Annotated in this window: 18 protein-coding genes; 14 read left to right on the top strand and 4 right to left on the bottom strand. The window is 71.1% G+C overall.

What is annotated here, in order from left to right; genetic code table 11:
* Positions 1-98 precede the first annotated feature (98 nt).
* Entirely contained in the window at positions 99-1,442 is a 1,344-nt protein-coding gene (nhaA, locus tag QLQ12_RS13450) for a Na+/H+ antiporter NhaA (protein ID WP_407651470.1), read from the top strand.
* Between the two features lie 26 nt (positions 1,443-1,468).
* Here the strand turns inward: nhaA and QLQ12_RS13445 are convergent, their stop codons facing one another.
* Positions 1,469-2,530 (bottom strand): enoyl-CoA hydratase/isomerase family protein, encoded by a 1,062-nt coding sequence (locus QLQ12_RS13445; RefSeq protein ID WP_282759872.1) that lies wholly within the window; start codon positions 2,528-2,530, stop codon positions 1,469-1,471.
* A 42-nt stretch (positions 2,531-2,572) separates the two neighbouring features.
* Positions 2,573-3,169, bottom strand: coding sequence for a TetR/AcrR family transcriptional regulator (locus QLQ12_RS13440; protein WP_282759871.1), 597 nt, complete (start codon positions 3,167-3,169; stop codon positions 2,573-2,575).
* Between the two features lie 56 nt (positions 3,170-3,225).
* Between QLQ12_RS13440 and QLQ12_RS13435 the strand changes: the two genes are divergently transcribed.
* From QLQ12_RS13435 to QLQ12_RS13405, 7 genes are all read left to right on the top strand, one after another.
* Positions 3,226-4,200, top strand: a complete 975-nt coding sequence (locus QLQ12_RS13435) for a DUF2867 domain-containing protein (RefSeq protein ID WP_282759869.1) — start codon at positions 3,226-3,228, stop codon at positions 4,198-4,200.
* A 103-nt stretch (positions 4,201-4,303) separates the two neighbouring features.
* Positions 4,304-5,035 (top strand): glycosyltransferase family 2 protein, encoded by a 732-nt coding sequence (locus tag QLQ12_RS13430; RefSeq protein WP_282759867.1) that lies wholly within the window; start codon positions 4,304-4,306, stop codon positions 5,033-5,035.
* 34 nt (positions 5,036-5,069) lie between these two features.
* On the top strand, positions 5,070-5,552 hold the full coding sequence (locus tag QLQ12_RS13425; protein WP_282759865.1) for an ATP-binding protein: 483 nt from the start codon (positions 5,070-5,072) through the stop codon (positions 5,550-5,552).
* A gap of 31 nt (positions 5,553-5,583) precedes the next feature.
* On the top strand, positions 5,584-5,943 hold the full coding sequence (locus QLQ12_RS13420) for a serine hydrolase (protein ID WP_407651473.1): 360 nt from the start codon (positions 5,584-5,586) through the stop codon (positions 5,941-5,943).
* Positions 5,944-6,101: 158 nt separating this feature from the next.
* Positions 6,102-6,929, top strand: a complete 828-nt coding sequence (locus QLQ12_RS13415; RefSeq protein ID WP_282759863.1) for an ABC transporter substrate-binding protein — start codon at positions 6,102-6,104, stop codon at positions 6,927-6,929.
* An 8-nt stretch (positions 6,930-6,937) separates the two neighbouring features.
* Positions 6,938-7,732 carry an amino acid ABC transporter permease gene (locus QLQ12_RS13410; protein ID WP_282759861.1) on the top strand — a complete coding sequence of 265 codons (795 nt, stop codon included), beginning with the start codon at positions 6,938-6,940 and terminating at the stop codon, positions 7,730-7,732.
* A gap of 5 nt (positions 7,733-7,737) precedes the next feature.
* Positions 7,738-8,514 carry an amino acid ABC transporter ATP-binding protein gene (locus QLQ12_RS13405; protein WP_282759859.1) on the top strand — a complete coding sequence of 259 codons (777 nt, stop codon included), beginning with the start codon at positions 7,738-7,740 and terminating at the stop codon, positions 8,512-8,514.
* A 63-nt stretch (positions 8,515-8,577) separates the two neighbouring features.
* On the opposite strand, the gene QLQ12_RS13400 is transcribed toward QLQ12_RS13405, so the two are convergent.
* Complete coding sequence (locus tag QLQ12_RS13400; protein ID WP_282759857.1) at positions 8,578-9,372, bottom strand: RNA polymerase sigma factor SigF; 795 nt, start codon at positions 9,370-9,372, stop codon at positions 8,578-8,580.
* Between the two features lie 268 nt (positions 9,373-9,640).
* On the opposite strand from QLQ12_RS13400, the gene QLQ12_RS13395 reads away from it, so the two are divergent.
* Together QLQ12_RS13395 and QLQ12_RS13390 are read left to right on the top strand one after the other, a co-directional pair.
* The gene (locus tag QLQ12_RS13395) at positions 9,641-14,152 is read left to right on the top strand and encodes a HAMP domain-containing protein (protein ID WP_282759855.1); all 4,512 of its coding nucleotides are present in this window, start codon (positions 9,641-9,643) and stop codon (positions 14,150-14,152) included.
* 190 nt (positions 14,153-14,342) lie between these two features.
* Positions 14,343-14,699 carry an STAS domain-containing protein gene (locus QLQ12_RS13390; protein WP_282759853.1) on the top strand — a complete coding sequence of 119 codons (357 nt, stop codon included), beginning with the start codon at positions 14,343-14,345 and terminating at the stop codon, positions 14,697-14,699.
* A 66-nt stretch (positions 14,700-14,765) separates the two neighbouring features.
* Here the strand turns inward: QLQ12_RS13390 and QLQ12_RS13385 are convergent, their stop codons facing one another.
* Positions 14,766-15,914, bottom strand: a complete 1,149-nt coding sequence (locus tag QLQ12_RS13385) for an FUSC family protein (protein WP_282759851.1) — start codon at positions 15,912-15,914, stop codon at positions 14,766-14,768.
* Positions 15,915-16,140: 226 nt separating this feature from the next.
* Here QLQ12_RS13385 and QLQ12_RS13380 point away from each other — a divergent pair, with 226 nt between their 5' ends.
* The 4 genes from QLQ12_RS13380 to QLQ12_RS13365 all read left to right on the top strand — a co-directional run bounded on the left by QLQ12_RS13380 (position 16,141) and on the right by QLQ12_RS13365 (position 20,223).
* Positions 16,141-16,566, top strand: coding sequence for a response regulator (locus QLQ12_RS13380; protein WP_282759849.1), 426 nt, complete (start codon positions 16,141-16,143; stop codon positions 16,564-16,566).
* 112 nt (positions 16,567-16,678) lie between these two features.
* Positions 16,679-18,298: a methyl-accepting chemotaxis protein gene (locus QLQ12_RS13375; RefSeq protein ID WP_282759848.1), complete on the top strand. Its 1,620-nt coding sequence runs from the start codon at positions 16,679-16,681 to the stop codon at positions 18,296-18,298.
* A 189-nt stretch (positions 18,299-18,487) separates the two neighbouring features.
* Positions 18,488-19,318 (top strand): DUF2071 domain-containing protein, encoded by an 831-nt coding sequence (locus QLQ12_RS13370; protein WP_282759847.1) that lies wholly within the window; start codon positions 18,488-18,490, stop codon positions 19,316-19,318.
* The gene (locus QLQ12_RS13365) at positions 19,315-20,223 is read left to right on the top strand and encodes a TIGR01777 family oxidoreductase (RefSeq protein ID WP_282759845.1); all 909 of its coding nucleotides are present in this window, start codon (positions 19,315-19,317) and stop codon (positions 20,221-20,223) included. The genes QLQ12_RS13370 and QLQ12_RS13365 overlap by 4 nt, the downstream gene beginning before the upstream one ends.
* Positions 20,224-20,233 lie beyond the last annotated feature (10 nt).

The raw sequence follows: 20,233 nt of genomic DNA, 5'->3' as shown, positions 1-20,233 counted from the left end.
CCGGGAGCCGGTGTGATCGCGGAGTGAGGATTGTCGCTGCGGTGGGAAGTGATCACCGGTAGGTTCGGTGGCAGGTGTGCCGGGAAGTCTGGTCGGCGATGTCTTCGTCGTGCCTGCTACTGGGAGTGATCGTGTCACAGACGCCGCCTCGTCCGGTTCGTCACCTGTTCGGCCGGGGCACCTGGCCGGAGGTCAGCCGGGTCGGCGACATCCTTCGCACCGAGACGGTGGGTGGCGCGCTGTTGCTCGGCGCCGCGGTTCTGGCGCTGGTGTGGGCGAACTCGCCGTGGTCGTCGGCCTACCAGGACCTGATCGGGCTGCGGGTGGGCCCGTCCGCGCTACATCTGGATCTGACGCTGGCGCAGTGGGCGGCGGACGGTCTGCTGGCGATCTTCTTCTTCGTCGCGGGTCTGGAGTTGAAACGCGAGTTCGTCGCCGGGGATCTGCGGGATCCCCGGCGGGCGGTCATGCCGGTCGCGGCCGCCGTCGGCGGGATGGCCGTCCCGGCGCTGATCTACATAGCGGTCAACGCGGGCGCGGCGGGCGGGGCGTTGTCGGGGTGGGCGGTGCCGACCGCGACGGACATCGCGTTCGCGCTGGCCGTGCTGGCGGTGATCTCCACCCATCTGCCGTCGGCGTTGCGCACGTTCCTGCTGACCCTCGCGGTCGTCGACGACCTGCTCGCGATTGCGATCATCGCGGTGTTCTACACCGGTTCCCCGAACCTGCTGGCGCTGGCCGCGGCTCTCGCGCCGCTGGCGGCGTTCGCGTTCCTGGTCCAGCGGCGTGTCAGGTCGTGGTGGCTGCTGTTGCCGCTCGCCGCGGCCACGTGGGCGCTGGTGCACGCGTCCGGCGTGCACGCCACCGTCGCCGGCGTGCTGCTCGGTTTCATGGTTCCGGTGATCCGCCGCGACAGTGGGCCCGGTCCGGGTCTGGCGGAGCAGTTCGAGCACCGCTGGCGGCCGCTGTCAGCCGGCTTCGCGGTGCCCGTCTTCGCGTTCTTCGCGGCCGGGGTGTCGGTCGCGGGCGTGGGCGGGCTCGGCGAGACACTGCGTGACCCGGTCACGATCGGCATCGTCGCCGGGCTGGTGGCCGGCAAATGTGCCGGGGTGCTGGGCTCGACGTGGCTGGTGCAACGGTTCACCCGCGCCACCTTGGGCGACGGAGTGAGCTGGTGGGACGTGCTGGGCCTGTCGCTGCTGGCCGGGATCGGGTTCACCGTGTCGCTGCTGATCGGGGAGCTGGCCTTCGGCGCCGGCAGCGCGAAGGACGGCCACGCCCGGATCGGCATCCTGGCCGGTTCGCTGATCTCGGCGGTGCTGGCCATGCTGGTGTTGCGGGCCCGCAACAGTCACTACCGGCGGCTGTGCGCCCGGGAAGAGGTCGATACCGACGCCGACGGCGTTCCGGACGTCTACGAGGACGACGCCGTGCAGCGCTGAAGGCCGGCCGCGGCGACCCCGGCCCCTCATCGGGCGGGCGTGGCCGGGTCCAGGTCGGGCGCCTGCTCGATCGGGGCGAAACAGGCGTCGACGAGTTCCGCCGGCACGTCGGCGATGGTGGCCGGCCGCCATCGGGGCCGGCGGTCCTTGTCGATGATCTGGGCGCGGATGCCCTCGGCCAGGTCGGGCAGCCGCAGCAGGGCGGCCGACAGCCGGTACTCCTGGTCGAGTGCGGCGAGCAGGCCGGGCAGCGTGGCGGCGGCGCGCACCGAGCGCAGCGTGACGGCCAGCGAGGTCGGCGATTTGGCGCCGATCTCCTTGGCGGCGGCCTGGGCGGCCGGATCGGGGTGGCCGGCGAGACGTTCGACGACGTCGGCGACGCTGTCGGCGGCGTAGCAGGGGTCGATCCAGTCGCGGGAGGTGGCGAGGTTGCCCGGCGGCGGTGGCGCGGCGCACGACGCGACCGCGCCGGCCGCGTCGCCGTGCGCGAGGAGCAGTGTCAGGTCGGCGAGCCGGCCGGCGGGCACGTAGTCGTCGGCGAGGCCCGCGGTGATCGCGTCGGCGGCTCCGATCGTGCCGCCGGTGAGGGCGAGGTGGGTGCCGATGCGGCCCGGGGCGTGCGCCAGCAGCCAGGATCCGCCGACGTCCGGGTGGAAGCCGATGCCGGTCTCGGGCATCGCCAGGCGCGAGCGCTCGGTGACCACCCGCAGGGACGCGTGCGCGGAGACGCCGATCCCGCCGCCCATGACGAGCCCGTCCATGAGGGCGACGACGGGTTTCGGGTAGGCGGCGATGGTGGCGTTGAGCCGGTACTCGTCGGCCCAGAACCCGAGGGAGCCGGTGCCGCCGGAGACGGCGTCGGCGTGCATGGCCCGCAGGTCGCCGCCGGCGCAGAGCCCTCGTTCCCCGGCGCCGGTGATCAGCACGGTGCGGATCCGGTCGGCGACCGCCCACTCGGCGAGGGCGCGCCGCAGGATGCCGACCATCTCCGCGGTGAGCGCGTTGATCGCGGCCGGCCGGTTCAGGATCAGATGGCCGAGGTGGCCGGTCTCCCGCACGATCACCGGTGGGTCGCTGCTCTGCGGCATGATCCGTCGTCCCTTCGATGGCGTACCGACGATCATGCGAGCCTACGTCGCGGTGAGCAACTCGATGATGCGGTCGACGTAGGCGCGGCGTTCCCCGGGGGTGCCGGGAACGACCTGCGGCGCGGCGTGCGCGAGCTGGGCATGGCCCAGGTAAGCGCTGACCGCGAGCAGGGCGCGGCGGGCGGCCTCCTCCGGAGGCAGGCCGAGAGCCTCGAACAGCCCGGCGGTGTACGCCACCCGCCGCTCGGTGACCCGGGCCAGCACCGGCGCCACATGCGGGTGGTCGGCCGTGGCCAGCATGGCGAGCTCGATCGAGTCGGCCTGTGGACTCGCGGTCGACTCGATGACCATGCCGATCAGCAGGCGCAGCCGGGCGAGCGGCTCGGGCTCGGCCTGGACCAGTTCGATGACCGCGTCGGTGTGGTCGGTCTCCCAGCGGTGCAACGCGGCCTGGATCAGGGCGTCCCGGTTGGCGAAGTGCCAGTAGAAGCTGCCCTTGGTGGCGCCGAGGTGGGTGGCGAGCGGCTCGACCGCCACCGCGGCGAGCCCGCCGCGGCCGATCGCCTCCAGTGCCGCCAGCGTCCAGTCGTCTGCTGTGAGCCTGGTCGCGGATGGCTTCCGGGTGCGGTGCTCGCCCATGGCCATACGCTACAGTACGGAAAAACATACGGATGCGTATGGAAGGTTGGTTCGCCGTGGAGAACGTGCACGAACGTGTGCTCCCCGTCCCTGCCGCCGAGGTCGGGCGCCTGCTCGACCGTGCCGGTTCCGCCGACGACCCGTTGTGGCCCACCCCGTGCTGGCTGCCCATGCGCTTCGACCGCCCCCTCGCCGTCGGGGCCGACGGCGGGCACGGCGCGGTCCTCTACCACGTCAGCGCCTACGAGCCCGGCCGCCGGATCGAGTTCACCTTCGACCCGCGGATCGGTCTGGTCGGCACCCACACCATGGAGGTGCTGCCGCAGGGCCCCGATTCGTGCCTGCTGCGGCACCGGATCGTCGCCGACACCCGCGGCGCGATGCGGATTCTCTGGCCGGCCATCGTCCGCGTCTGCCACGACACGGTGCTGGAGCACCTTCTCGACAACGCCGAGCGCGCCGTCACCGGCTCCGTCGCCGACCCGGTCCGATACCCGTGGCGGGCTCGGCTGGCCGTCGCGCTCGAGGGCGGCGGCAAGGTCCGGGCGCGCCCGGTTCCGGCCGAGGCCGCCCTGCTGCACGCCGCCCTGCCCCGGCCCGACCTGGCCGATGCCTTCAGCGTCCGGGTGCCGCCCGGCACCAGCGTCGACCCGCAGGTCTGGGCCGACGGCGTGTTCCGTGACCCGCCGGCCGTGGTCACCGCCCTGCTGAGGCTGCGCAACGTGGTCGTCGCCCCGTTCGGCATCGAGCGCGGTGACTCCTCGGCGTTCGACACGGTGGGCCGGGACGGCCGTGAGGTGCTGCTCGGCACCGACGCCGGCCACCTGGACTTCCGCGCCAGCATCCTGGTCGAGCCCGACAGCGACGGCACGACCGTGACCCTGTCCACCCACGCCGCCACCCGCTCCCGCGCCGGCCGCGCCTATCTCGGGCTGGTCGGTCTCGTCCACCCCGCCGTGGTCAGGGCCATGCTGCGGCGGGCCGCCCGCAAAGCCGTCTCCCCGCGTGCCCGGGCGACCGTGGCCGCTTGACGCCCGCCCGAGGGCGACCGGGGAGTGAATCGCCACGCAGAGGGGTGCGCCGGCGACCCGGACGGGTATAGGGGGCGCACTGCCGTACAGCGAGGGAGCACAGGTGAGCAGTGAGCTTGCGTATCCGGACACCGTCATTCTGTTGCCGGTGTTCCGGCCCGGCCCGCACCTCGGCGAACTCGTCGGCGACCTGATCGCCGACGGCGTGGCCGCGCCCCGGATCGTGGTGGTCGACGACGGCAGCGGCCCCGGCGGCGAACCGGCGCTGGCCGCCGTCCGCGGGCTCGGCTGTCCCGTGCTGCGGCATCCGGTCAACCGGGGCAAGGGCGCGGCGCTGAAGACCGGCTTCCGGTATGCCCGCGGCGCGCACCCCGGCCTCGACGTGGTCAGCGCCGACGCCGACGGCCAGCACCGTGCCGCCGACATCCGGCTGGTCGCCGAACGGGCCGGCGCCGGGCGGATCGTCCTGGGCGTCCGGCGGTTCGACGCGATGCCACCGCGCAGCCGGCTGGGCAACGAGGTGACGCGCGTGCTGTTCCGGGCCGTCACCGGCCGGTATGTGTCGGACACCCAGACCGGCCTGCGGGCCTATCCCGCCGAACTCCTCGACCACCTCGGCGAAGTCGAGGGCGAGCGCTTCGAGTACGAGATGAACGTGCTGCTGGACGCCGCCGGCGCGGGGCGACCCCTCGAGGAGGTGGTCGTGCCCACCACCTACCTCGACGGCAACGCCGCCTCGCACTTCGGCGGGGTCACCGATTCCCTGCGCGTCTACCGACCACTGTTGCGGTTCGCCGTCGCGGGCCGGCCGGCGGCGTCTCTCACAGGGCGTTGAGATCCGCATCGGGGTAACGGGTAATCTCCCCGGCATGGCCGACAGCGGAACCGTCGACGATCACCCGCCGGCCGGCGCGTTCGCCGGCTCGGCGGAGGCCGTCCTGCTGTCACAGGCGTTCGCCGCCACGACCATCACCGCGGTGCGCCGAGCGGTGACCGCCCGTGTCGCCGCCGCCGGGCTGGCCGGAGAGTCCCTGGAGGGCTTCGTGCTGGCCGTCCACGAGCTGGTCGCCAACGCGGTCCGGCACGGCGGGGGAGCCGGCCGGATCCACCTGCGCCAGCAGGGCGACACGCTGATCTGCGAGATCAGCGACCAGGGCCACGGCGACGCCCGGGTGCCGGCCGGGTTGCCCGCCGCGAGTGCGCCCGGCGGCCGCGGGCTCTGGCTGGCCCACCATCTGACCGGCGACCTGCGGATCGACGCCGGTCCGGCGGGGCTGTGCGTCACGGTCCGCACCGACCTGCCAGCCTTCTCCGGCGGCAACCCGGCCCTGCTCCACGTCGACGCCGGCTGACGTCCGGCGGGTACAGCAGGTCGACGGCCGGATCCGGATCGCCGGCAACACCGAGATGTTCACCGCCCCGGTGGTTCTGCAACTGGTCGCCGAGAGCAAGGTGGGCCTGGACGAGCCGATCGAGGCGTACCGGCCGGGCCTCGTCCGCGGCGCCGGCGGCATCGACGGCCGGCGGATCACCGTGCGGCACCTGCTCCAGCAGACCAGCGGCCTGCTGGACTACGACGAGGAGTTGTTCGCCGACTTCGTCGGCTCCCTGCACACCTACTACGTGCTACGTGCCCGCGGCCGGCGGCAGCGGCCCGGTCGACATCACCGGGTCCGAGTCGTCCGCCGGCTGGGCCGCGGGGCGCCCCGTCGGCACGCCCAGCGACATCAACCGCCGCGGTGAACTCGATGATCGCCGATGCGACCGCCGCCGAACACCTGGATCGGGCCCTGGGCACCGCCCTCTGCCACTGACGACGTGGCTACATGAAACATCTGCTATGTATGAATTAGCCTGTCCTGGCCCCGCTGCGTGCGTCGGCTGGGATAGGGGAGAGATACATGAAAATGTCGGGACATGCCGGTAAAGCGGCGGCGATGGCGGCCATCGCGGCACTGATCGGCGGCGGCATCGCGGGCTGCGCCAAAGAGGACACCGGTGGCACCACCGCCGGCGGCGTGAAACTGGTGAAGTCCGGGGTGCTGACCACGTGCACCCACCTTCCGTACGCGCCGTTCCAGTCGAAGGACCAGTCCGGCAAGGTCGTCGGCTTCGACGTCGCGCTCATCGACCTGGTCGCGGCGAAGCTCAAGGTGACGCAGGAGATCGTGGACACGCCGTTCGAGGGCATCAAGTCGGGCACCGACCTCAACGCCGGCAAGTGCGACGTGGCCGCGGCCGGCATGACCATCACCGACGAGCGCAAGAAGGTGCTGGACTTCTCCAAGCCCTACTTCGACGCCACCCAGGCGCTCGCCGTGCTCACCGGCAAGCAGGTCAAGACGCTGGAGGAGCTCGCCGGCAAGCGCCTCGGCGTGCAGGGCGGGACCACCGGCGAGGAGTACATCAACGCCCAGGTCAAGGCGAAGAACCTCACCATCGAGGTGGTCTCCTACAAGGACCTCGCCGCGCTCCAGCAGGCGCTGGCCACGAACCAGATCGAGGCCGCCGTCAACGACCTGCCGGTCTGGAACGAGTACATCAAGGCCAACCCCGGCAAGGTCGTCGTCGCGGCCGGCTTCGACACCGGCGAGCAGTACGGCTTCGCCGTCAAGAAGGGCAACGCCGAACTGCTCAAGGCCGTCGACGAGGCGATCACCGCGGCACGTTCCGACGGGACGTACGACAAGATCTACGCGACCTGGATCGGCGAGAAGCCGGTCAGTTGATCTCTGACATGAAGCTGAGCCCCCGCCGGCGGCAGCGGATCGTCCGCGCCGCCGGCTACATCGTCTTCGCGCTGGTGATCCTGGCCGCGGCGGGCGCCGCGGACTGGGGCCGCCTGTCCGAGGCGTTCCTCCGGCTCGACGTGGCCCGGAGCATGTTCCCCGAGGCGATCACCGTCGCGCTGCGCAACACCATCGCCTACACCCTGCTGGCCTTCGTGTTCGGCCTGACGCTCGGGCTGGTCCTGGCGCTGCTGCGGTTGTCGTCGGTGCCGCCGTACCGCTGGTTCGCCATCGCCTACATCGAACTGTTCCGTGGCCTGCCCGCGCTGCTGGTGCTGTTCATGGTCGGCTACGGCGTGCCGCTGGCCTTCCCCGACCGGGAGATCCCGGGCGGCGTGTACGGCTCGGTCACCGTCGGTCTCGGCCTGACGGCCGCGGCCTACATGGCGGAGACGATCCGGGCCGGCATCCAGGCCGTCCCCAAGGGGCAGCTCGAGGCGGCTCGTACGCTCGGCATGTCACACACCCGCGCGATGATCTCGATCGTGCTGCCGCAGGCGTTCCGGATCGTCATCCCGCCGCTGACCAACGAGATCATCCTGCTGACGAAGGACACCTCGCTGGTCTACGTCCTCGGCGTCACGTCGACGACGATCGAACTGACGAAGTTCGCCGGGGACTCGCTGAACACGCGGGTCAACCCGACGCCGCTGGTGGTGGCGGGTCTGCTCTACCTGGTGATCACTCTGCCGTTGTCGCAGGTGGTCCGCGGGCTGGAGCGCCGGGCCGGGAGGGAGAGGTGACCGGGGTGTCCACGATCGAGATCAGTGACCTGCACAAGTCCTTCGGCAAGCTGGAGGTGCTGCGCGGCATCGACCTGTCGGTGGAGCCCGGCGAGGTCGTCTGCGTCATCGGACCGTCCGGTTCGGGCAAGTCGACGCTGCTGCGCTGTGTGAACCTGCTCGAAGAGCCGACCTCCGGGTCCATCCGGGTGGCCGGGGTCGAGGTCACCGACCCGGACTGCGACATCGACGCGGTCCGCCGGGGGATCGGCATGGTCTTCCAGCAGTTCAACCTGTTCGGTCATCTGACCGTCCGGGAGAACGTGACGATCGCGCAGCGCCGTGTCCTCAAACGAAGCCGTGCGGAGGCCGACCGGATCGCGACGGCGAACCTCGACCGTGTCGGCCTCACCGAGAAGGCCGGCTCCTACCCGGCGCAGTTGTCGGGCGGTCAGCAGCAGCGGGTCGCCATCGCCCGCGCGCTGGCGATGGACCCGCAGTTGATGCTCTTCGACGAGCCGACCAGCGCCCTGGACCCGGAACTGGTCGGCGAGGTCCTCGCGGTCATGCGTGGCCTGGCCGCCGAGGGCATGACCATGCTGGTGGTCACCCACGAGATGGCCTTCGCCCGTGAGGTCGCCTCCCGGGTCGTCTTCATGGACGGCGGCGTGATCGTCGAGCAGGGCCCGCCCGCGGAGGTGTTCGGCCACCCCCGCCAGGAGCGCACCCGCGAGTTCCTGCACCGGGTGCTGGAGCCGGCTCGCGTCAGCGAGTCGGAGATCGGCGCCCACCTGACGGACTGAGCACATCGAACAGCCCGGTGGCGAACCGCCACCGGGCTGTCACGTCTCTGAAGGGTGGAGCGGTCAGATCGTGGCGCCGTCGAGGTGCGTGCGCAGCTTGGCGAGGGCCTTGGTGAGCAAGCGCGACACGTGCATCTGGGAGATGCCGATCTGCTCGGCGATCTGCGTCTGGGTGAGGTTGCCGTAGAAGCGCAGGCTGACGATCTTCTGCTCACGCTCGTCGAGGCTGGCCATCGCCGGGCCGAGAGCGATGCGCAGTTCGGCGTGCTCGTACCCGGAGTCCTCGCTGCCGAGGGTCTCACCGAGTTCGGTGCCGCCCTCGGAGATGGGGGTGGACAGGCTCGTCGAGTTGTAGGCCCGGGCGCCTTCCAGGCCCTCGATGACCTCGTCCTCGCTGATGCCGAGGTACGCGGCGATGTCGGCGACCTGGGGGGAGCGGCCGAGAGTGTTGGTCAGCGTGTTGTTCGCGCCGGTGATGGCCAGGCGCAGTTCCTGGAGCCGGCGGGGCACGCGCACCGACCAGGTGCGGTCGCGGAAGTGCCGCTTGAGCTCACCGACGATGGTCGGGATGGCGAAGCCGGCGAAGTCGACGCCCCGGTCGGGCTCGAACCGGTCGACGGCCTTGATGAGGCCGAGCACGGCGACCTGCTGGAGGTCGTCGCGGGGCTCACCGCGGTTGGCGTAGCGGTTGGCGAGGTGCCGGGCCAGCGGCAGCCACGCCTCGATCACCTGGTCGCGGATGCCGGGGCGGGACGGGTGGCCGGTCGGGAGGGCCGCCCATGCGTTGATCAGGTCACTGGCCCGGTCGGTGCTGGTTGACGCATCGGCGTGGGTAGTGGTGTCAACGGTGACGGTCATGCGGTTGCTCCTTGTTGTCGGCCACTTCGTCAGGCGGCGTTTCGCTTCGGGGGGATGCCGCTAGCGGACCGGTAGTTCCCGGCTACATGGGCAGGCGAAACCAACCTTTCGGTGATCTATTTCTAGCCATAGAGGAGTTGTGTCAGACCAATAAAAATGGTACTCGACTCGGTGTGCGACGTCCTCTTGTCACGGTGTGCATACTTACCGCCGACGATCACCGCCAATCCCCGGTCGGTGCGGGCTTCGGTAAGGAACGGGACTTCGGATGGCGCAGAGCGGGCAGCTCCGGCAGGCGGTCACCGACACGGGAACGGTGGCCGACGGTGACTTGAGGCAGTTGCTGGCCGGTCTCACGGCGGTCCGTGACGGCGACTTCCGCACCCGGCTGCCGGAGGACGGCGACGGTCTCCTCGGCGAGATCGCCTCCGTCTTCAACGGCATGGTCGACCAGCTCTCGCTGTTCACCTCCGAGGTCACCCGGGTGGCGCGGGAGGTCGGCACCGAGGGCCAGCTCGGCGGCCAGGCCGAGGTCCCGGCCGTCTCCGGCACCTGGAAGGACCTGACCGACTCGGTCAACGCGATGGCCGGCAATCTCACCGACCAGGTGCGGGACATCGCCCAGGTGGCCACGGCGGTGGCCCGGGGCGACCTGTCGCAGAAGATCACCGTGGACGTACGCGGCGAGATCCTGGAGCTGAAGAACACCATCAACACCATGGTGGACGAGCTGTCGTCGTTCGCCGACGAGGTGACCCGGGTGGCCCGGGAGGTCGGCAGCGAGGGCCGGCTCGGCGGCCAGGCCGAGGTGCCCGGCGTCGCCGGAACGTGGCGTGACCTCACCGACTCGGTGAACTTCATGGCCGGCAACCTGACCAACCAGGTGCGCAACATCGCCCAGGTGACCACGGCGGTGGCCCGGGGCGACCTGTCGCAGAAGATCACGGTGGACGCCCGGGGCGAGATCCTGGAGCTCAAGTCCACCATCAACACGATGGTGGACCAGCTCTCCAGCTTCGCCGACGAGGTCACGCGGGTGGCCCGCGAGGTGGGCACCGAGGGCAGGCTCGGCGGTCAGGCGCAGGTCAGCGGCGTGGCCGGCACCTGGCGTGACCTCACCGACTCGGTGAACTCGATGGCCGGCAACCTCACCGGCCAGGTGCGCAGCATCGCCCAGGTGTCCGCGGCGGTGGCCCGGGGCGACCTGTCGCAGAAGATCACCGTGGCCGCGCGCGGCGAGATCCTGGAGCTGAAGAACACCATCAACACGATGGTGGACCAGCTCTCCAGCTTCGCCGACGAGGTGACCCGGGTGGCCCGCGAGGTCGGCACCGAGGGCCGGCTCGGCGGCCAGGCCGACGTGAAGGGCGTCTCCGGCACCTGGAAGGACCTCACCGAGTCGGTGAACGTCATGGGTGACAACCTGACCGCCCAGGTGCGCAGCATCGCCGAGGTCACCACCGCCGTCGCCCGCGGCGACCTGACCCAGAAGATCCGGGTCGACGCCCGCGGCGAGATCCTCGAACTCAAGGAGACCATCAACACGATGGTCGACCAGCTCTCCGCGTTCGCCGACGAGGTGACCCGGGTGGCCCGCGAGGTGGGCACCGAGGGCCGCCTCGGCGGGCAGGCCCGGGTCCTCAACGTCGGCGGCACCTGGAAGGACCTCACCGACAACGTCAACGTGATGGCCTCGAACCTGACCAGCCAGGTGCGGTCGATCGCGTCGGTGGCGACCGCGGTGGCACAGGGCGACCTGAGCAAGAAGATCACGGTGGAGGCCAAGGGCGAGGTCGCGGTGCTCGCCCAGACGATCAACACGATGGTCGACACGCTCGGCGCCTTCGCCGACGAGGTGACCCGGGTGGCCCGCGAGGTGGGCACCGAGGGCCAGCTCGGCGGCCAGGCCCGGGTGCCGAACGTGGCCGGCACCTGGAAGGACCTGACCGACAACGTCAACTCGATGGCGAACAACCTGACCGGTCAGGTCCGCAACATCGCCCAGGTGACCACCGCGGTCGCGCAGGGCGACCTGACCAAGAAGATCGACGTCGACGCCCGTGGCGAGATCCTGGAGCTCAAGACCACCATCAACACCATGGTGGACCAGCTCAGCAGCTTCGCCGCCGAGGTGACGCGGGTGGCGCGCGAGGTGGGAAGCGAGGGCCGCCTCGGCGGCCAGGCCGAGGTCGAAGGCGTCTCGGGTACGTGGAAACGGCTCACCGAGAACGTCAACGAACTCGCCGGCAACCTGACCCGGCAGGTGCGCGCCATCGCCGAGGTGACCAGCGCCGTCGCCACCGGTGACCTGACCCGGTCGATCACCGTCGACGCGTCCGGCGAGGTGGCCGAGCTCAAGGACAACATCAACTTCATGGTGGAGTCGCTGCGCGAGACCACCAAGGCCAACCAGGAACAGGACTGGCTCAAGACCAACCTGGCCCGGATCTCCTCGCTCATGCAGGGCCACCGTGACCTCGAGGTCGTCGCCACCCTGGTGATGAACGAGCTGGCGCCGCTGGTCAACGCGCAGCTCGGCACGTTCCTGCTGGTCGACGAGACGTCCGCGGGCACCGATCTGCGCGAGGTCGGCAGTTACGGCCACCGGGGCGCCGGGCGGCGGTTCGCGCTCGGCGAGTCACTGGTCGGGCAGGCCGCGGTGGCGAAGCGGCGGATCGTCGTCGACGACCTGCCGGGCGGGTATTTCACCGTGTCGTCGAGTCTCGGCTCCGCCGTGCCGCTGCAGTTGGTCGTCCTGCCGATCGTGGTGGAGGACCAGGTGCTCGGCGTGATCGAGCTGGCCAGCATGACCACCTTCACCGACGTCCATCAGGACTTCCTCGACCAGCTGATGGAGACCATCGGCGTCAACGTGAACACCATGGTGGCCAACGCCCGCACCGACGTGCTGCTGACCGAGTCGCAGCGGCTCGCCGCCGAACTCCAGGCCCGGTCGGAGGAGTTGCAGGCCCGGTCGGAGGAGCTGCAGCGCTCCAACGCCGAGCTGGAGGACAAGGCGTCGCTGCTGGCCCGGCAGAACCGCGACATCGAGACCAAGAACTCCGAGATCGAACAGGCACGGCAGGAACTCGAAGCGCGGGCCCAGCAGTTGGCGCTCGCCTCGAAGTACAAGTCCGAGTTCCTGGCGAACATGAGCCACGAGTTGCGTACGCCGCTGAACTCGCTCTTGATCCTCGCGCAGTTGCTGGCGCAGAACCCGACCCGCAACCTCAGCCCGAAGCAGGTCGAATACGCCACCGTCATCCACTCGGCCGGCACCGACCTGCTCCAGTTGATCAACGACATCCTCGACCTGTCCAAGGTCGAGGCGGGCAAGATGGACATCGCGCCGGAGGCGTTCGAGCTGCGCAACCTGCTCGACTACGTCGAGGCGACGTTCCGGCCGCTGACCAGCTCCCGCGGTCTGGCGTTCGAGGTGTCCACCGGCGCGGACGTGCCGACCGGCCTGTTCACCGACGAGCAGCGGCTGCGTCAGGTGCTGCGCAACCTGCTCTCCAACGCGGTCAAGTTCACCGAGGCCGGCAAGGTGCGGCTGAGCATCGAACGGGCCCGCCCCGACGAGCTGCCCGAAGCGCTGGCCGGGCACGACACGGTCGTCGCGTTCCGGGTCGTGGACACCGGCATCGGCATCGCCGAGCAGCAGCTCACCGCCATCTTCGACGCGTTCCAGCAGGCCGACGGCACCACCAGCCGGCGGTACGGCGGCACCGGCCTGGGCCTGTCGATCAGCCGGGAGATCGCCTACCTGCTCGGTGGCGAGATCCAGGCGCAGAGCGTCCTCGGCCAGGGCAGCACCTTCACCCTCTACATGCCGATCGAGACCCCGTTCGCGCACCTGGAGGGCACGGTGGTGGAACCGGTCGCCGAGGCGCCGGTGCTGTCCGTGGCGGAGGTCATCGACCGGCCGGCCACCCGCCGGCTGCTGGTGGTCGAGAGCGACTCGCACGGGCTGCTCACCCTGATCGCCCGCGGCGCCGCCGCCGCGGTCGCCGACACCCACGGCACCGTCGCGGTGGCGACGGCGGTCGACCCGTTCGCGGCGATCGCCGACCTGATGTCGCAGCCGTTCCACGTGGTCGTGCTCGACCTGTCGATGGCGGGCGACAACGGCTCGGTGTTCCTCAAGGCCCTGCACGACCAGACCGGGCTGCGGCACGTGCCGGTCCTCGCCTACCGCACCCACCAGCTGTCGCCCAACCACGACACCCTGCTGCAGGCGCTCGCCCAGACCCGGCCGCTGGAGCTGCTGTCCAGCCTCGACGAGCTGCGGGAACGCATCACCCTGCACCTGTCCACCGATGCCGGGGCGCCGGTCATGCCGCCGACGGTGGAGACCGGCATCCTCGACGGCCTGGCCGCGCTGCCCGGGAAACTGGCCGGCCGTAAGGTCCTCGTGGTCGACGACGACGCCCGCAACGTCTTCGCCCTCACCAACATCCTGGAACTGCACGGCATGGAGGTCGTCTACGCCGAGAACGGCCGCAAGGGCATCGACGTGCTCGGACAGCACGACGATGTCGACCTCATCCTGATGGACGTCATGATGCCGGAGATGGACGGCTACGAGGCGACCACCGCGATCCGGGCGATGCCGAGGTACGCGAACCTGCCGATCATCGCGGTCACCGCCAAGGCCATGCACGGCGACCGTGAGAAGAGCCTCGCCTCCGGTGCCAGCGACTACGTCACCAAACCGGTCGACGCGGAAGACCTACTGCAGTGCATCGAACGGTGGCTCGCCGACGCCGGTAGGCCGTGAGCCACTGCCGACAAAGGTGGTATGTGTCCTCGTTCCGGTGCGGAACCGCGCTACGGCGGGCGGGCTCACCTGAGCGGACTACGGTGAGGCGTATCGGCGGCCCGGCGCTCTCCGGTGCCGGCTCTCGGCCAGCCGTTCCGATCAGGAGGTGGCGGTGTCCTCGGAATGCGGTTCACCCGGGCGGGTTCTGGTGAGCGAACCGGTGGACGGCACGGTGACGGCGGTGCTCTCCGGCAGCTTCGACATGGCCAACGCCGGCGATCTCGAGACGACGCTGCGGACGGCGCTGACCGAGAGGCGGCCGCGGGTGCTGATGCTGGACGCCGCCGCGGTCGACTTCTGCGACTGCGCCGGGCTGCGGGCCCTGCTCCGGGTCCGGTACCGGGCGGCCGAGCCGGACCTCACCTGCCGGCTCGTGATGTCGGCGGTGTCGCCGGCGATGATCTGGTTGCTCGATCTGCTCGGCGTGGGCCGGTTGTTCGGCTATCCCGCCGTCGGGTCCATGCCGGTCGCCGGGCCGGACCCGGCGGGCGAGCCGAGCGGATAGCACGTCAGCAGGCGGGTCCCGGTGATGCCGATGCCGATCAGCCGCAGTCTCCGGCCGTTCTCGAGATCATGGCGACGGGTGCCAGCCGATGGCCTCGTCCACCCGGCTCAGCACATCGTCGTCCTGGCCAACGCCGCGCAGCAGGTCGACGGCGGTCGTACGGATCTGGCCGACGATCATCGTGACCGGCGGCGCCGGCTCGGACTCCAGCAGTTTCGCGGCGATCCGGACCGCCTCCAGGGCGTCGGCGTCGGCCTGCCCGGCGTGCCGGTCCGGGTCGTCGCCGCCGGTCAGGTCGGTGGCCAGGGCGTCACCGGCGGAGCGGACGGCGCTCGCCAGAGCGCGGATCGCCCGCTCCAGATCGGGTGGTGTGCTGGTGTGCAGCCGGGTCAGCGTCACCGCGTGGCGGGCCAGCACCCACACGTTCCCGACGACGTGGTCGAGCTGATGGGTGGTCGCCTCGACGTTGCGCACCTGCTCCAGCCGGCGGCGCCGGCGGATCCGCAGCCGCAGCGTCTCGCCGGCGGCGAGCGCCTCGGTGTGAAGCAGTTCCACGCAGTCGTTCAGCCGGTGTGCCCGGTCGAGCACCGCGCCGGCGGCCGGCTCGTCGCAGTTCCCGATCGCCTCCCGCAGATCGTCGAGCAGATCGGCGAGGTCGGCGTATGTCTGCCGAGCCTGGGCCACCAGCGGTGCGAGCGGTTTGCGGGCCGCCATGATCTGGCTGGCCACGATGGCCACCGCGCCGCCGAGCAGCGCGTCCGCGAACCGGAACGGGATGAGGTTCCCCTGCGGCGCGGCCACCACCACGAGATAGAGAGCGGAGATCGACGCTTGTACGACCAGCGTGCTGCTCGCGCCGGCCGCGATCATCGGAGCGACCGTGAGCAGCAGCACGATGAAGAGGCTGACGGCGCCGGTGCCGAGCGCCCGCACGGCGAACTCGGCGACGAAGACGCCGGCGGCCACCCCGAAGACGGTCTCGGTGGTCTGCCGCAGCCGCCGGCCGCGGGCTTCGCCGAGCACGATCAGTGCCGCGGTCGGGGCGAAGACCGGGTCGGGGTGTCCGATGAGGTCGGCGGCGATGATCCACGCGCACGTGGCGGCGGCCGCGGCGGCGAGCGCCGGGCGAGCGGCCCGGCGTAATCGTTCCACCGAGGACCGGACCTGCCGGCCGGCACGGGCGAAGAGGCGATGATCGCCGAGCGGGAGTTTCATGATCGAGAGCACGACGAGTCGATCTACCCGGGCAGTCGTTCCGGTAACCGGGGGCGCCCGCCGCCGAGCGGCTCGCCGGCGTGTGCTGTGGCGCGCCGACCGCCCTCGGCATCCTTCCGGGGGAAGGGCGCGAGGCCTGATCAACGGCCCGATGCAGTATGTTTGCGCGGCAGCAAGGATCGGCACGTGTCGCAGGTACCTCCGACGGTCAAGGAAAACAATGAGGATGGCAGTGACCCACGTGCTGATCGTCGACGACGACGACGCCGACACGATGATGATCGAGGAAGCTCTGCTGTCCGAGCCGGGGCCGCCGGTGGTGAACCGGGTCGGCGACGGCGCGGAGGCCCTCCAGTACCTGCGCCGGCAGGGGGAGTACGCCGACGCCGTCCGCCCGGACCTGGTCCTGCTCGACCTCAATATGCCCCGCATGGGCGGCCACGAGGTGCTGCAGGAGATCAAGAGCGACGAGGACCTGCGCAGCATCCCGATCGTGGTGCTGACCACGTCGAACGCCGGTCTGGACATCACCACCAGCTATGTCCGCCACGCCAACGCCTACGTGACGAAGCCGATCGACCTGGAGGCGTTCGAAGAGGCGGTCCGGCGGATCCGGCACTTCTACAGCGAAGTGGCCGTCCTGCCCGAATGACAGCGCCCGGCGCTCAGTGTCCGGCCCCGCCCGCCGATGAGGCTCATGTGAGCGGCAGTCACTGCCGTCCGGCCGTGCGTGGCCGGGGACACGCGGGGGCGAGAGGTTCGTGGTGGTCGAGTCGGATGGCGGCACGCCGGAGGCCGGGGGCTGGTTCGCCGGTCTGAGCGTCAACGTCAAGTTCCTCAGCGCGGTCGCGGTGGCCTCCCTGGTGGCGATGGTCGTGGGGCTCCTCGGCCTGACCGCGCTGAGCCGGGCCAACGACGGCGCCCGTGACATCTACCGCGGAAACCTGGCCAGCGTCGCGGCTCTCGGTGATCTCAGGGCGTCGATCCTGCAGGCACGCCTGACCATCACCAACCACGCCCTGTCCCGCGACGACGCCACGCAGGCGGAATATCTGCGGGCGCTCGCCGGCGACCAGGAGACCGTGGAGGCGTCGTTCGCCGCGTACCGGGGGAGCGGGCCGGCCGTCGAGGCGGCCGCGATCGACGAGTTGTACGACGATTTCATCCAGCTGGAGAAGATCGCCCGGGAGAAGCTGATCCCGGCCAGCCAGCGCGATGACATCGCGGAGTGGCAGAAAGTCCGGGACGAGGAGATCACTCCGCTGGTGAGCGAGGCGATGCAGGACATCGCCGACATGACCGCTGCCGAGTCGAGTCACGCCGCGGCCACCGCCGCCGACACGAACGACGGCTACACCGCCAGCCGCGCCCTCATCCTGGTCATCCTCATCGTCGGCCTGGTGGTCGCGCTCGCCCTGGCCGTGTTCATGGCCCGCGGCATCGTCCGGTCGCTGCACAAGGTGACGGAGGTGTGCGAGAGCCTCGCCGCCGGCGACCTCACCCACACCACCGGTCTGACCAGTCGGGACGAGCCGGGCCGGATGGGCCGGGCACTGGACGCCGCGGTCGCCAGCCTGCGGCGGACCGTCGCCACGATCGGCGGATCCGCGGTCGAGTTGGCCGGCGCCTCCCGTGAGCTGTCCTCGGTCAGCGCGGAGTTGCAGGCCGGCGCGGCCGACGCCGCCTCCAAAGCCGGCACCGCGTCGCACGGCTCCGAGCAGGTCAACGCCGGTGTCCAGTCGATCGCCGCGGGCGCCGAGCAGATGAGCGCGTCGATCACCGAGATCGCCAGCAGCGCCGGCCAGGCGGCCCACGTGGCCCAGCAGGCGATGTCCATCGCCCGCCGCACCACCGACCAGGTCGCCGAGCTCGGCGCGGCGAGCGCCGAGATCGGTGACGTGGTCAAGCTGATCACCACCATCGCCGAGCAGACCAACCTGCTCGCGCTCAACGCCACCATCGAGGCCGCCCGCGCCGGTGAGCTGGGCAAGGGGTTCGCGGTCGTCGCCGGCGAGGTCAAGGAGCTGGCGCAGCAGACCGCCAAGGCGACCGAGGAGATCACCAGCCGGATCGGCGCGATCCAGAGCTCCAGCGGCAGCGCGGCTCAGGCGATCGGCGAGATCACCGAGGTCATCCAGCAGATCAGCGACTACACCACCACGATCGCGTCGGCTGTCGAGGAGCAGACCGCCACCACCGCGGAGATGAGCCGCTCGGTCGCTGACACCGCCGCCAACAGCGGCGAGGTCGCCGCCACCGTCTCCGGCGTGGCCGGCGTGGCGAACGCGACCGCGGCCGGCGCCACCACCACCCAGCGGGCCGCCGCCGGCCTGACCCGGCTCTCCGGCGAGCTGACCGCGCTGGTCGGCCAGTTCCGGCACTGACGGCCCGTGCCGGGGTGTCCGGCCGCGCGCTGATCGGCGGCGTCGTGCCGGTGGTCACCAGCGTTTGAGCGATCGCTCAAAACCTCGTAGACTCTGATTTGAGCAACCGCTCAAAGCAGGGTCCGTCGCGATGTGCCCCCGGGTGAGCACGACGACGGCGACACGCCGAGGCAAGGAAGGCGATCCGAGATGAGAGCTCCCCGGTTGGCGAGTGTGGTCGAGCGCCGGCTCCTCGTGAACTATCGCACCGACCCGCAGATCACCGCACGGCTGCTACCCGCACCGCTGCGACCGCAGGTCGTCGACGGGTGGGCGGTGTCGGGCATCTGCCTGATCCGGCTGGCCGGTGTCCGGCCCCCGTCCGTGCCCGCACCGTTCGGCCTGCGCAGCGAGAACGCCGCGCACCGGATCGCGGTCGAGTGGGACACCCCCGGCGGCGTCGCATGCGGCGTCTACATCCCCCGCCGTGACACCGGCTCCCGGCTCAACTCCTGGGCCGGTGGCCGGATCTTCCCGGGGTGGCACCACCGCAGCCGCTTCGACGTGCGGGAGAGCGCCGACGACTTGCGGATCGCCTTCGCCGGTCCGCGCGGCGAGCTAGGTCCGCGCGGCGAGCTAGGTCCGCGCGGCGAGCTAGGTCCGCGCGGCGAGCTAGGTCCGCGCGGCGAGCTGCACGTTGACGTCCACGTCCGCGGGGCGGCCACCCTGGCGGACAGCCACCTCTTCCGCGACCTCGACCAGGCGTCGGAGTTCTTCCGGCGCGGCGCCGCCGGCTTCTCGGCCACCCCGGACCCGGCCCGCCTCGACGGCGTGGAACTGCTGACCCGGGACTGGCGGGTCACGCCGGTGGAGCTGGCCTCGGTGCGGTCCACGTTCTTCGACGACCCGGTCCGGTTCCCTCCGGGATCGGCGATACCCGACTGCGGGCTGCTGATGCGCGATGTCGCCGCCACATGGCGACCGCTGCCGCCGATGGCGGTGCGGCCCACCGCCGGCCCGGTCGCCACCCTCAGCCGATGAAGGTCGTCATCGCCGGCGGTTCCGGGGCGCTCGGGCAACGGATCGCCCGCGACCTGACCGGCCGGGGCGACGACGTGGTGGTCCTGAGCCGGTCGGCCACGCGGGTCCGGTGGGGCCGGCAGGTTCACTGGGACGGCCGGACCCTCGGCCCCTGGGCAGCCGAACTGTCCGGCGCCGCACTGATCAACCTCTGCGGTGAACTCGTGTTCCGGCGGCCGACACCGGCCGGCATCGCCCTGCTGACACGTTCCCGGACCGAACCGACCCGGGCCCTCGCCCGCGCCTGCGCGGCACTGGACCGGCCGGTGCCGGTGCTCCTGCAGATGAGCACGCTGGCGATCTACGGCGACGCCGGCGAGGCGACACTCGACGAGTCCGCCCCGCCGGCCGACGGTCCGCCGCAGATGGCCGGTGTCGCGCGGGCCTGGGAGGAAGCCGCGGAGCAGATCACCGCCGCGCGCCGGGTCACATTGCGCACCGGCATCGTGTTCGATCGTGACACCCCGGCCTTCGACCGGCTGACCGGATTCGTGCGGTGGGGTCTCGGCGGCCGGATGGGCAGTGGCCGGCAGTGGATCAGCTGGTTGCACATCGACGACCTGTGCGCGATCGTGCGCCACTGCCTGGACGACCCCGCGATGTCGGGCATCGTGCACGTCACCTCCCCTCATCCGGTGCGCAACAGCGACCTCATGGCGGCGCTGCGCCACGCGATGGGCCGTTCCGTCGGTCTGCCCAGCCCCGCGCCCCTGGTCCGTCTCGGATCGGTGTTCATGCGGGCCGATCCGCTGCTGGTGCTCACCGGCCGCCGGTGTGTCCCGAAGCGGCTGCAGGATGCCGGCTTCGAGTTCCGGCATCCGCGGTTGCGACTCGCGGTCGCCGACCTGCTTCGCGGGGGCGCCTGACGGGAGACCC

The organism is Actinoplanes sandaracinus (assembly GCF_030009775.1).
GTDB lineage: Bacteria > Actinomycetota > Actinomycetes > Mycobacteriales > Micromonosporaceae > Actinoplanes > Actinoplanes sandaracinus.
This window is presented reverse-complemented; position numbering and strand designations above follow the sequence as displayed.